General features: G+C 69.7%; 9 protein-coding genes. 2 read left to right on the plus strand and 7 right to left on the minus strand.

The window, feature by feature from the left end; translation table 11 throughout:
* Positions 1-15: 15 nt before the first annotated feature.
* The 6 genes from OG587_RS04385 to OG587_RS04410 all read right to left on the minus strand — a co-directional run bounded on the left by OG587_RS04385 (position 16) and on the right by OG587_RS04410 (position 9260).
* On the minus strand, positions 16-423 hold the full coding sequence (locus tag OG587_RS04385; RefSeq protein WP_329087095.1) for a TOBE domain-containing protein: 408 nt from the start codon (positions 421-423) through the stop codon (positions 16-18).
* Between the two features lie 407 nt (positions 424-830).
* Positions 831-2132, minus strand: a complete 1302-nt coding sequence (locus tag OG587_RS04390; RefSeq protein WP_329087096.1) for a ThuA domain-containing protein — start codon at positions 2130-2132, stop codon at positions 831-833.
* A 376-nt stretch (positions 2133-2508) separates the two neighbouring features.
* Entirely contained in the window at positions 2509-4674 is a 2166-nt protein-coding gene (recD2, locus tag OG587_RS04395) for an SF1B family DNA helicase RecD2 (protein ID WP_329087097.1), read from the minus strand.
* Positions 4675-5890: 1216 nt separating this feature from the next.
* The gene (locus tag OG587_RS04400; RefSeq protein WP_329087098.1) at positions 5891-7036 is read right to left on the minus strand and encodes an SGNH/GDSL hydrolase family protein; all 1146 of its coding nucleotides are present in this window, start codon (positions 7034-7036) and stop codon (positions 5891-5893) included.
* Entirely contained in the window at positions 7033-7824 is a 792-nt protein-coding gene (locus OG587_RS04405) for an SDR family NAD(P)-dependent oxidoreductase (protein ID WP_329087100.1), read from the minus strand. The genes OG587_RS04400 and OG587_RS04405 overlap by 4 nt, the downstream gene beginning before the upstream one ends.
* On the minus strand, positions 7824-9260 hold the full coding sequence (locus OG587_RS04410) for a DHA2 family efflux MFS transporter permease subunit (protein ID WP_329087102.1): 1437 nt from the start codon (positions 9258-9260) through the stop codon (positions 7824-7826). Before OG587_RS04410 ends, OG587_RS04405 begins: the two co-directional genes overlap by 1 nt.
* 78 nt (positions 9261-9338) lie before the next feature.
* Between OG587_RS04410 and OG587_RS04415 the strand changes: the two genes are divergently transcribed.
* Positions 9339-9974 (plus strand): TetR/AcrR family transcriptional regulator, encoded by a 636-nt coding sequence (locus OG587_RS04415; RefSeq protein ID WP_329087103.1) that lies wholly within the window; start codon positions 9339-9341, stop codon positions 9972-9974.
* Positions 9975-10026: 52 nt separating this feature from the next.
* Complete coding sequence (locus tag OG587_RS04420; protein WP_329087105.1) at positions 10027-10281, plus strand: hypothetical protein; 255 nt, start codon at positions 10027-10029, stop codon at positions 10279-10281.
* 93 nt (positions 10282-10374) lie between these two features.
* Here OG587_RS04420 and OG587_RS04425 read toward each other — a convergent pair whose 3' ends face one another.
* The gene (locus tag OG587_RS04425) at positions 10375-12723 is read right to left on the minus strand and encodes a serine/threonine-protein kinase (RefSeq protein WP_329087107.1); all 2349 of its coding nucleotides are present in this window, start codon (positions 12721-12723) and stop codon (positions 10375-10377) included.
* Positions 12724-12972 lie beyond the last annotated feature (249 nt).

The following is a 12972-nucleotide window of genomic DNA, read 5'->3' on the forward strand; positions in this document are numbered from 1 at the left end:
CCGCTCACGGCGCCGTCAACCCGTCGTACGAACGTGGTCGGCGATCTCCACGACCACGTTGGTGGACTTGATCACGGCGACCGCCATCACCCCCACCTCCAGGCCCAGCTCGTCGGCGGCCTGGCGGCTCATCAGCGACACCACCCGGTACGGTCCCGCGGCGATCTCCACCTGGGCCATCACCGCGTCCTTGATCACTTCGGTCACGATCCCGCGAAAGCGGTTCCTGGCCGAGGAGTGCCCCGTACCGTCCTCGGACTCGATCTGGGCACGCGCGAACGCCGCCAGATCGGCCCCCTCCACCATCCGGTGGCCGTGCTCGTCCCGCCGGGCCGCGAGCCGTCCGGCGTCCACCCACCGGCGGACGGTGTCGGGGCTCACCCCCAGCAGCGCGGCGGCCTCGCTGATCCGAAACGTCGTCACGAACAATCACCTTACCTTTGCATATTCACGCCTATATGCCCCTAAGTTGTGGCAGTCGCACCGGGATCCGCCGCTCCACCGCCGCTCCTGCGAGCCCGGACGGCCTGGAGGACCCTTTCCCCTCACCGAAGACACGTTCACCCCGGAACACCGGAATGTGTTCGAGGTCTACGCCTCCTGGCGGAAGCCCGCGACAGCCACGACGACGAGTGAGGCCCAGGCCGTTGACCTGGCCTGGGCCTCACTCGTGTACTCAGCGCACCCGCCGGCTGCCCGCCCTTCCCGATCGGCGCGAAAGGACGGGCATACGAACTACCGGGCGTACGGGCTCCCGGGGAACCACGGTCCGGGGCGTACGAACTCCCGGAAAACCACGGTTCGGGGAGTCCGTGCGGGCTTCCGGGAGGCTACGGCTGCTGGGAGATCCGGAACGACTGGGCGGCGCCGCCGTTACAGGTGCTCTGCACCAGCTGGACGCTGTCGGCCGTCGAGGAGCCCGGCACGCTCAGGCACCTGCCGCTGAGGCGGCTGACGAAGCGGTAGTGGCCACCGCCCTCGGACACCGCCTGCCACTGCTGGTTGTTGCCTCCGGAGTACGTCCACAGCTGGAGCGGGGCGCCTTCGGCCGTGGAGACGTTGGTCACGTCGATGACCTGGGCGCTGTTGCCGCGGTTGTTGAGCCGCGCGAAGCCGCCGCTGGTCGGCTGGACCTGGAACTGCTGGGCGAGGGTGCCGTTGCAGGTGTACTGCTGGATCGCGGTGCCGTTCGCCGAGGCGGCCGCCCGAGCGTCCACGCACTTGCCGCTGGCGCGGTTGGCGAGGCTGTACCACGCGGTCGGCGAGATGGTGTCCGACGGAGGCGGAGTGCTCCCGCCGCCCAGCCACAGCAGGCCGTCGATGACGAACCGGTTCTGCACCTCGCTGGCGAACGTGGACGACAGTGGGGTGTTGTTGCTGTAGTTCATGGCGTTGTGGCCGAAGTTCGCGTACAGCATCTTGTAGTTCCGGTTGGTCCACATCAGCGGGTAGTAGCCGCTGTACCAGGTCTGGTTGGGGTCCGTGCCGACCGGGAAGCTCGACTGGTCGATGGACCCGAGGATCCTGATGTTCGGGTTGTTCCTCAGGTCGTTGGTCCAGCTGTACCACTCGCTGACCGACGAGGTGAAGGTGGCGGGCAGCCGCGCCGTGGAGGGGTGCGCCCCGCCCTCCGTGCGCATGACCACCGAGGTGGGCCCCCAGGTGTTGGACCTGAACGCCCCGGTGCCGAGAAGCTCGTTGTGGTACCACGCCCAGCTCTGCGCGTTGGTGTTGAACGCGCTCACGTGGAAGCCCATCCACGCCCCGCCGTTACGCATGTACTGCTCGAAGGCCGTCCGCTGGGCGGCGTTCTGCGGCAGGTCGTCGAGGAAGAGCACCACCTGGTACTGCTGGAGGTTGCTCGCGTTCAGCTGGCTCCAGTTGTTGGTCGCGGTGTAGGAGAAGTTGTGCTGCGCGGCCATCTGCGGGAACCAGCGGTTGGCCTCCTGGACGAAGTTGATGTGTGCCGCGTCCCACGTCCCGTTGTAGAAGGCGATCACCTTGAAACTCGGGGCGGCCGCCGCCCGCGCGCTCCCACCGGCCGGAAGGGCCGTGAGGCCGAGCGCGACGGCGAGCAGGGCGAGTAGCCGCACCCACGTCCGCATCGTACTGACCATGTTTTCGCTGGTCATGTAGGTTTCCTCTGTCTCGTGACAAATGACAAAGGCGAAGCCCGCCCCGCCCACGGGCATAACGGAGACCGGCGTTACCAACAACTTCGGCAAGCCGAGGACGGTTTTTTGTCTGACTTAATTCAAGTTATGTGAAGAAAAATTGTCAAGAAGATCGCACGGTCGGGAAAGGCCGCCGTGAGCGACGTCCGCGCCCGGGAACCGATCCCGGCCCGACCCGCGACGTCAGTCAGTCGGTGGGTCAGACCCGCCGCAGCGTCACCATGAACATCATCACTAATGAGAGCTGCTGGGCCTGCTCGTGCGGCAGACTCGGTGCCTGGTAGCCGCCGATGGGTGAGCACTTATCCTCACTGGACTGCTGTGAGTCCTACTGTCAGTCGGCGGCGGGGGCGGTCTCGTAGTGGAGGTCCGCGCCGAGGCTCAGCGCGAGCCTGCGGGCGAGCCCCGTGTTGCGGCGGTGGTCCAGCCGGTTGACGGCCATCTCCAGGGCCTTGCGCTCGCCGACGACGACCACCCACGACCGCGCCCGGGTGAGCAGGGTGTAGAGCAGCTTGCGGCGCAGCATGACGCCCCCGGACTCGGTGACGAGCGGCGCGACCACGAAGGGATACTCGCTGCCCTGGGAGCGGTGCACGCTGATGGCGTACGTGTGGGTCAGCTCGTCGAGCTCGCCGAAGCCGTACTTCACGGTGTGCCCGTCGTCGGTGCGGATCTCGACGACCCTCTCCTCCGGGGTGATGGCGGTGACCGTACCGGTGTCGCCGTTGAAGACGCCCTTGTCGTAGTTGTTGCGGATCGGCATGACACGGTCGCCGACCCGGAAGGCGGAGGCACCCGACCAGTGCTCGGCGACCCCCTCGCGAGCCGGGTTGAGTCGTTCCTGGATCATCCGGCCGAGTTCGGCCGTCCCCGTCAGGCCCCTGCGCATCGGGCACAGGACCTGGACCTGGTCCGGGCTCACCCCCTGCTTGCGCGGGATCGCCACCGTCGCCAGGTGCATCACCCGCTCGGCGACCTGCTCGGGGTCGTCGACCTCCTCGAACCAGAAACCTCCCCCGCCGGGAATCGCGGGCACCTCACCCGCCCTGACCCGGCGGGCGGCCCGGATGATCCCGCTGCCCTCCGCCTGGCGGAAGACCCTGGTCAGGCGCATCCGCGCGATCGCCTCGACGCGCAGCAGGTCGGCCAGCACGCTGCCGGGGGCGATGCTGGGAAGCTGGTCGCTGTCGCCCACTATCAGCAGGTGGCTGCCGGGCGGGATGGCCGCGGTGAGCCGGGTGGCCAGGTGCAGGTCCAGCATGGACGCCTCGTCGACCACGATCAGGTCGGCCTGCGCGGGCGTCTGCTCGAACAGCGTGCCGCTCTCGGGATCGGGCTGGTGGGCCAGCATCCGGTGCACGGTCATCGCGGGCAGGCCGGTGAGCTCCGACAGGCGCTTGGCCGCCTTGCCGGTCGGCGCCGTGAGGGTCACCGTGCCGCCCATCGCCCGCACGGTCGCCGCGACGGTCTTGACGGTGTGGCTCTTCCCGCAGCCGGGACCGCCGGTGAGGATGGACACGGTGCTGGTCAGCGCCATGTTCACCGCCGCCCGCTGGTCCTCGTCCAGCCCGGGATCCTCCTGGAACGTACGCATGGGCAGCGTCGAGGGAGCCTCCCAGAGCCTGGTCAGCTGGGCGGCCAGCGTGAGCTCGCGGCCGTGGGTCTCCTTCAGGTAGACCACGGCCGTCCCCTGGCCGTCGGGCGACGCCTCGACGACCACGCGGCGGTCGGCGACGAGGGCGTCGACCATCCGGCCGACGAGGTCGTGGTCCTGCTCGACGAGTTCCGCGGACTGGGCGATCAGCGTGACCAGCCGCACGTAGCAGTGCCCGTCGCGGCTGGCCGCCGTCTCCAGCCTGTCCAGGATCGCCGCCTTGACCCGCTGCGGGCTGTGCTCGGAGACTCCCGACCGCAGGGCGATCCTGTCCGCCGTGGCGAACGCGATGCCCCTGACCTTGCCGATGAGCCGGTACGGGTCGGAGGTGAGCACCTCTCCCGAGTCGGCCCCGAAGACCTGGTAGATCTTCGCCGCGAGCAGCGGGCTGATCCCGAAGCCCTGCAGGACCACCATGAGCTCGGCGATCGCCTTCTGCTCCTCCCACGCGTCGGCGATCTGGGCCTGCCGCGCGGGACCGATGTTGACGACCTCGGTGAGCCGTTGCGGCTCGGTGTCGATGACCGTCAGCGTCGCCTCGCCGAAGTGGCTGACGATGGCGTGGGCGAGCCTCGGCCCGATGCCGCGGATCAGGCCGGAGCCAAGATAGATGCGGATGGCCCGGACGGTGGCCGGTACCAGCCGCTCGCACGCGATGACCTCGAAGCGCCTGCCGTACCGCGGATGCTCGCCCCACTCGCCGACGAGCCTGAGTGTCTCCCCCGGCTGGACCCCGCCCAGGGCCCGGCCGGAGGCGACGAAGCCGGGCATGCCCTCGGCGCTCATCCGCGCGATCGTGTACTCGTCCTCGCGGACGTACACCAGCTGCTCGACAGATGCCTCCACGGCAGAAAGCAACCCCTCCGTACCGACCTCACCTCATCCTTCGCACATCAGACCAGCTCACCCGGTGTCCCCACAAGCCGTCGCGGCCCGCCCCCGCCATCCCGGGCCGCCGCCGTGGCGTCCCGGGGTGGCGATGTGCGGTGCCCGGCACGCCGGGGTCGATGGGATATGACGTACGAGTCGCCGGAGGTGGGGGCCGGGCCGCTACGCGCCCGGCCCGCACGGTACCTGCCGCCGCCGGAGGTCAGGAACCGCCGACGGAGGCGCTCCCCGGCTGGCTCGCCGTCCGCCAGTGGGGCCCAAGCAGCCTCGGCCCCGGGCCGGGAGGCAGCGGATGCGGGTACGGTGGCCGCACGCCCGGGTACGGGGGACGCACGCCCGGATACGGAGGACGCACGCCCGGATACGGTGGCCGCCAGCCCGGGTAACCGCTCGGGTACGGAGGGCGCCAGCCCGGATACGGTGGCCGCCAGCCCGGGTACGGAGGGTGCCAGCCCGGGTAACCGCTCGGGTACGGAGGATGCCACTGCCCCGGGTAGCCACTGGGGTAGCCACCCGGATACCCGCCGGGGTAGCCACCCGGGTAACCCGACGCGGGCACGCAGTCGTACTGCGGGCACGGCTGAGTGAAGCACTGCTTGGGTGAGGGGACGCAGACGCGGCCAGGACCGCAGTTGACCGCCGCGCACGGCGACCCCGGAGAGCACGTACCGGCCGTCTGCGTGGCGGCCGACCGGGCCGCCGAAGCGGCCGGCGCCACGTCCGCCCAGGCCTCGGTCGCGATGGCCGGTGATCCCGCCGCGATGACCGCGACCAGGATCGGGACCAGTTTTCGAAGCATTTTTCCCCCAGATGTCATGATCGGTTCTGACTCTCCGACGATGCTTGCACCGGCCATACCTGCTAACGGCAAACTGGATCCCAGCAAGTCGGATGACTTGTCGAGAGTCGGGGGATGACGCCGTCACACCGATGAAATCAACTGGTTTCACCCTTTTTGAAACCGCCGGTCCGGAGTGAACGTCCCTGTGAGTCCGGGCCCCCTACGGCAGACACCTTGCCCGGCCCGGAGATGTTGCCGTCTGTGGCCGGTGAAGCGTTTCCTGACGACACGACCATGACGCCCGTGGCCCCACCGGCGAGTCGCCGGCGGGGCCTCTTGGTGGGAGAGCGGTGCGCTGGTGTCAGCGTCCGAGAAGCATCTGGCGGACCGGGGTCACGGCATGAGTGCCCGGAAGAGCACGTCTGCTACGACCTTGGCTCCGGCGTCGCTGGGATGGATGTGGTCGCCGCTGTCGTAGCCGGGCAGCAGGGTGGCCGGTGCTGCGGGGTCGTGCAGTGCGCGGTCAAGGTCTGCGACCGCGTCGAATTCCCGGTTTGCCCGGATCCATTGGTTGAGGCGCTGCCGTGCCTCCTCGCTTTCCGGAGTGTCGAATCCGGGGGTCACCCCAGCGGCGCCACCGAACGGGGTCACGGTCGCGATGATCGCCGTGAGGCCGTGCCGCTTGGCTCGCTCGGCGATCGAGGTGAGCCCGGCGATGAGGTCGACCACCGGCACAGCGGGCAATCCGAACATCCCCGGCATGCCAATGTCGTTGACGCCGAGTTGCACGATGACGTGCGTCACCCCCGGCGCCGCGAGCACCTCACGGTCGAACCGGGCGATCCCCCGCTCTCCGAAAACATCGGTGAGCAGCCGATTACCGGCGATGCCCAGGTTGATCACCGACATGCCCGGTTCGCTGACCCGGCGGGCGAGCAGGTCGGGATAGCGCAGGTCGGCGCCGGGGGTGGTGCCCACCCCGTCAGCCAGCGAGTCGCCGAACACCGCTACCACGTGGTGGCCCGCGCGTGTCCAGACGTCGATCCCGCCGAGGTGGAACCGGGACTCCACCTCAGCGGGATCGGGCAGTTTCGGGTGGGAGACGACGTCGCCCCGCGCCACGTAGCCGGTCTGCAGGGCGAAGGGGTGATAGGTGGCGGGTCCGGTCTCCGACGCGTAGTACGTGCTGACCACCAGGTCGGTCTCGGCCGTCGTCGCGAAGTCGACGGGGTCGCTCACCGCCTCCGCGCCGACGCCGATCGTCACGTGCGGTCTCCCGTCGAACGTGATCGCGGTGTCGGTGGTCGCGATGATCGACGACCCGGATTCGAGTGCCGCCACCCGCGTACTCGCGATGGTGAGCGGCTGCTTGCCGTAGAGGTTACTGAACCGTACCCGCAGGCGGTCACCACCACCGCGGACACGCACGACCTGACGCAGGGTCTCGTTGCCGAAGCCGCGGGAGGGGTAGATGAGCGTCATCGACTCGTACGGGCTGACCTGTGCGGATCTGAACGCCGCCGTCCACATCATTGTCATCGAACAACCTTCAGGGTGAGTTCGTGGAGCCGGGCGGCGGCCTTCTGCTCGAAAGCGGGGTGGTTCAGACTGATCGGCCGGTCCTGCATGAAGGCGCTGAGTGGTTCGGCGGGCGGGGCGTCGATGCGGGCGACGATCGGTTTGATGCCCTCCTTGACCGACTTGCCGTGCCTCTTGAGTGACTCGACATGGGCGGCGGTCGCCGCGTCGTACTCGCCGGAGAAGCCGGTGGACACGGGTCCGGGGTTGATCAGCACATATTTGGTACGGCTCGCCGCGTGCCGGGTGGCAAAGGCGACCCCGAGCAGGTCGTTGGCCCTGCCGGCCTGCATCTGGGCCGCCACCCCGTCATAGCCGCGCTCCAGCATGAGATCGTCCCAGTGGATGTGGCCCATCGGGACGCCGGGCCCCGACACGTTGACGATGACCGGGTGGTCGGCCTTGTCCAGCGGTTCGACCAGGCCGTGGCTGAGCAGGTGGCGGCTCAGGTACTCCAGCGCGAAGGTGCCCTCGAAGCCCTCGGTGGTTTCCCACCGGGTCGAGCGGAAGTGCCGGGCGCACAGCACGAGCGCGTCCACGACGGGGAACGTGGCGTTGATCTCCTCGATGACCCGCCTGTTCTCGCTGAGCAGGCTCAGGTCCGCCTGGATGAGGAAGGCGCCGGGGACGGTCTTCGCCTTCTCCGCGTCACGGCCGATGATGACGACGGTGTCGCCTCGTTCGAGGTACGTGTGGGCGAGCGCCCTGCCCATCCCGTCGGTGCCGCCGGTGATCACTAGGGTCTTCATCAGGATGTCCTCCCGGACAGGGCGGATTCTTCGCTTACGGTCGGCGCGGAGGGCCGGCCGGGCAGGAGCGGGATGGCGGCCAGGATGACCGCGATCATGGCGACGGTGAACCAGAAGACGCCGTGGAAGCCGGTCATCGGGTCGTCGGCGGTCTGCAGGATGAGCGTGACGACGGCGATGCCGATCGCGGCGCCGAGCTGGTTGAGCATGTAGAGCACCGAGCTGCCCTGGGCGACCAGCGGGGCGGGCAGCGTGCGATACAGCGATCCCATGGTGGGTGCGCTGAAGAAGCCCATGCCCAGGCCCATGGTGAGGGCGATCAGCGCGGGCCACAGCTCGGGGGTTTCCGCTCCGATCCGGGTGAAGGCGAGCCCGCTGAGGGCGGCGACGATCGCGCCCCCGCCGGCCAGGCCGCGAGCGCCGAGCCGGTCCGACAGCCGTCCGGCCAGTGGCATGGCGATGGCGCCGCCGAGGCCCGCCGGCGCCATCAACAGTCCGGCGGCGAGCACGCCGTGCCCGTGCGCCTGCTGGTAGTACAGCGGCAGCGCGAACAAGGTGGCGAAGTTCGCGAGGCCGCCCAGGCCCATGATGGTGACGCTCGCCGTGAAGCCGCGGTTGGCGAACAACCGCAGGTCGATCAGGGGTGGCGTGCGCCGGGTGCGGAACGCGTGGATCGTGTAGCCGATCAGCAGAACAGCGCCGACGGCCAGGGGAAGAAGCGCCTGCCAGACGGTGAACGAGGCCTGCTCGGCCGCCTGTGACAAGGCCAGGATGAGCGCCGCGAAGCCCGGACCGATCAGGGCCAGACCAAGCACGTCGAGCCGGACTCGCGGCTGACGCTCCTCGGAGGGCGGGTCGGCGGGCAGCACGCGCGCGGCGAGCAGGATGGCGATGACGCCGACGGGCACGCTGAGCAGGAACATCCATCGCCACGGCAGGCCCTGCAAAATGGCCCCGCCCGCGATCGGCCCGAGGACCGGGCCGAGGGAGAGGACCACGCCCATCAGGCCCATCACGCGTCCGGCGCGGTGGGGGCCGGCAGCGCGGGCCAGCAGGATCAGGACGAGCGGGTCGAGGATGCCGGCGCCGACGCCTTGGACGACGCGGAAGACGATCAGGCTTCCGACGTCCCAGGCCAGCCCGGAGGCGAGCGATCCGGCCAGGAACAGGATGAGGCCGCACAACCACAGCCGCTTACCGCCGAAGCGGTCGACGGCCCAGGTGGTGAAGGGGATGGTGACCGTGACGGCCAGCAGGAAGCCGGTGGAGGTCCAGCCCACCGTGCTCAGCGAGGTGTCAAACGCTTTGGCCAGGGTGTCGGTGGCGACGGCGGCCATGGTGCTGTTGAGGATGCCCAGCAACCCACCGAGCAGGATCACAGCGATCATCCGCAGCAGGTGGGAATCCAGACGGTCGTCTGGAATTCTTGAACTCATGGGTTCAATTTAGCTACCTAGCGAGTTTGAAAGCAACTCAACTGTTCATTGAATTGAACCAGGCGGTACGATCGACACATGATCGGAGCTCGAACCACGACCACCTCGCGCGGACGGATCGACAAGCGGCAGGCGATCCTGGGAGCCGCATTCATCGTGTTCGCCCGCGAGGGATACGCCCGGGCCGGCATGCAGGAGATCGCGGACGAGGCGGGCGTGGCCAAGCCCACGATGTACAACCACTTCAGCGACAAGGCCGTTCTGTTCCGCCAGACAATGGCGGCCGCGGCGGAGCAGGCGCTGAATGAGAGGTTGGCCGCGCTCGAGCCACTCTTCGATCCCGGCGACGACCTGCGCGTGACGCTGGAGGGCGTAGCTGACCACCTGCTCCGCTACCACTGCGATGATCGCTCGTGCGCGCTGCGGCGGCTGCTCTACGCGGAGATCACGAGATTTCCCGACGTCCTCGACATCGTCAAGGAGTACGGAGCCCATCGCCTCAACCAGGCTGTGGCCGACCGGCTGGCCCGGCTCACGCTCGCTGGCCGTCTGCGCGCCACCGACCCTGCCCAGGCGGCCGAACAGTTCATGGCGCTGCTCACCGGCCCGATGGAGGCACGCTCCCAGATGGGGACTCGCCCGGTCGGAGATGCCGAACTGCAGGCCGTGGCCCGTGCCGCCGTCGACACGTTCCTGCAGGCTTTCGGCGCGTAGCGCGCCGAGCATTTAGAAAGCTCTGCTCATCGCCCGGGGCCGCGGTGAGCGGATGGCCGAGCGCCTGTTCCGCGCCTACTTCACCGACGCGCTCAACGTCGCCGACCACGGCACCCTGGTGACGCCGGCCGAGGGGACGGGCATGCGGACGCACGACGGCGGCGCGACGGAACCGCACGCCGAGCTCGACCGCGTACGCGGGCTCGGCTTCACCGCCGGGTCGGTCCCCGCCTTCCGCTTCGACACCGGACCTGTTCTATCCGGCGAACAGCGAGAGGAGACCTTCTTCGCCGCGTTCAGCGGCTGAGACGCCCGGGGCGTTCGCCGGGTCGCTAAGGTGTTCCCCCCTCAGCGCGCCGGAGGCGTCACGCCTCGCCTCCGAGGAGCGTCCGACAACCCCTCAGGACCTCGGCGACGGCAGGGGCGGGCCGAGACTCCACACCCGGATCGTCTCGTCTCTGCTGCCGGTGACCGCGACGGGCAGCCCGCCGAGCTCGCCGAAGGCCACCGTCCACACGCAGTCGGTGTGACCGGAGAGAGAGCCGCCGAGTTGCTTTCGCGTGCCGAGATCCCAGACGCGGGCGGTCCTGTCCTCGCCACCGGTGACCGCGACGGGCAGCCCGCCGACCTCGCCGAACGCCACCGACCAGACCCAGCCGGTGTGGCCGGACAGGGGGGCGCCGAGCTGGTTCCCTGTCGTGAGATCCCAGACGCGGGCGGCCCTGTCCTCGCCACCGGTGATGGCGACGGGCTTCCCGCCGAGCTCACCGAGCGCCACCGACCGGACCCAGCCGGTGTGGCCGGTCAGGGAGTCGCCGAGTTGTTTCCTGGTGGCGAGGTCCCAGACGCGGACGGTGCCGTCGTCGCCGGTGGTGACCGCGATCGGCGAGCCGTCGAGCTCGCCGATGGCCACCGCCCACACCGTGCCCCTGTGCCCGGCGAGGGGGGCACCGAACTCCTGGCCGGTGCGCAGGTTCCACACCCGTGCGCGCTCGTCGGCGCCGCCGGTCACCGCGATGGGGACACCGTCCAGCTCGCCCACGGCCACCGCCTTGACGTCACCGGCGTGCCCGGCGAGGACTGGACCGATCGATTGGCCGGTTCTCAGATTCCAGACCCGGGCGGTGTCGTCGTCGCTGCCGGTCACCGCGATGGGGACGCCGTCGAGACGGCCGACCGCGACCGCCCGGACCCATTCCGTGTGCCCGGACAGGGTCGCACCGAGTTGCTCACCGGTGGCGAGGTCCAGCACGCGGGCGCTCTCGTCGTCGGATCCGCTCACCACCACGGGGGTGCCATCGAGCACGTCGACCGCCACCGCCCGTACGTCGTTGGCGTGAGCGGTCATCGGCTCGCCGACCGGTGCACCGAACGGCACCGAGGACGACGGGGCGACGCTCGGTGTACTCGATGTGCCCGACGTGCCGGGTGTACCGGGCGTACCGGGCGTACCGGTGAGGGTGGTGGTCGTCCGGGAGGAGTCCGTGCCGGTGTCGTCCGTACCGCGCGGCCAGAACCACACGGTCAACACCCCCGCCGCCAGGACGGCCGCCAGTCCGGCCGCGACCAGCGCGCGGCGCGGGATCGCACGCGTACCCGGTGCGGGCAGGGCCTCGGTCGCACGACCGGGACCGGCCGGGGCTGTGGCGTCACCGCCCGACCCCGGAGTCGGGCTCGGGCTCAGGTCCGGGCTCGGGCCTGAGCTGAGGCTCGGACCTGGGCTGAGGCTCGGACTCGGCCTCAAGCCCGGAGCCGTGCCCGAACTTGGACCCGGCCTCGTGCCTGGGCTCGTGCTTGAGCCCAGCCTTGGACTTGGACTTGGACTTGGGTCTGGGCCTGGGCCTGGGCCCAGACTAGGACTCGGGCTGGAGCTCGAACTTGGGCTCGTGCCTGGGCTTGGGCTCGTGCCTGAGCTCGTGCCTGGATCCGGCCTCGGACTTGGGAGATCTTCGCCGGTCAGGGTCCGGACCAGGGCGGCCGCGGTGGGACGGCTGCCGGGATCCTTCGCCAGGCATGCCTCCACCAGGGACCGCAGTCCTTCCGGCAGGCCAGAGAGGTCCGCGGTGCCGTGCAAGATCGCGTACAGCATCGCGGGAACCGAGGCGCCGGGAAAGGCCTGTCGGCCCGTGGCCGCGTAGACCATCGTGGCGGCCCAGCTGAACACGTCCGCCGCCGGGCCGACGGGTCCCGCAGCGATCTGCTCCGGCGCCATGTAGCCGGGCGTACCCATCGCCCCGGTCTGCGTGGCGGTGTTGTCAAGGGCGCGCGAGATCCCGAAGTCGATGACCACCGGGCCTTCGGGACCCATGATGACGTTGCTCGGCTTGAAATCGCGGTGCACGATCCCGGCCCGGTGGATCGCGGCCAGCGCGGTCGCCGTGGCGACCGCGAGCCGCTCCAGCCCACTGCCCGACCGTGGGCCGTCCTGCCGCACGACGTGCTGCAGTGACGCACCAGCGACGAACTCGCTCACGATGTACGGCCGCTCGCCCTGGAGCCCCATGTCGAGCACCCGCGCCGTGCAGAAAGGGGCGACCCGCCGGGCCAGCTCGACCTCGCGGAAGAACCGGCGGCGAGCGTCGGGATCCCCGGAGAGCCGGGCGTGCAGCACCTTGACCGCGACATCGGCACCCGACGGGGTCACCGCCCGGTAGACCTCGCCCTGGCCACCGTGCCCGATCCGAGCGGCCAGCCGGTAGTCGCCCACCTGTCCGAGGTCGCCCGGATCACGTGGCTCGGTACGAGGCAATTCCCACCTCTTCCGAAGCCCGGGCGAGACGCGGTTCCATCAACCACTCAATAATGAAGCCGCGGGCCTCGGGGCTGTGAGATCGCGGGTCGTCAATTCACCCATCGGCAATCTCCCGTCTCCCCGCAGTTCCCCACCGGCCAGATTCCCGCGCCCGCGGCGTACGCCTCGAACTCCGCACGCCGAACTCCGAACTCCGCACGAGCCCCGAGCGCCGGTGTCCTGGACGGCCCGGTTCACCGCCGGCGT

It is taken from the genome of Streptosporangium sp. NBC_01469, assembly GCF_036227305.1.
Taxonomy (GTDB): Bacteria; Actinomycetota; Actinomycetes; order Streptosporangiales; family Streptosporangiaceae; genus Streptosporangium.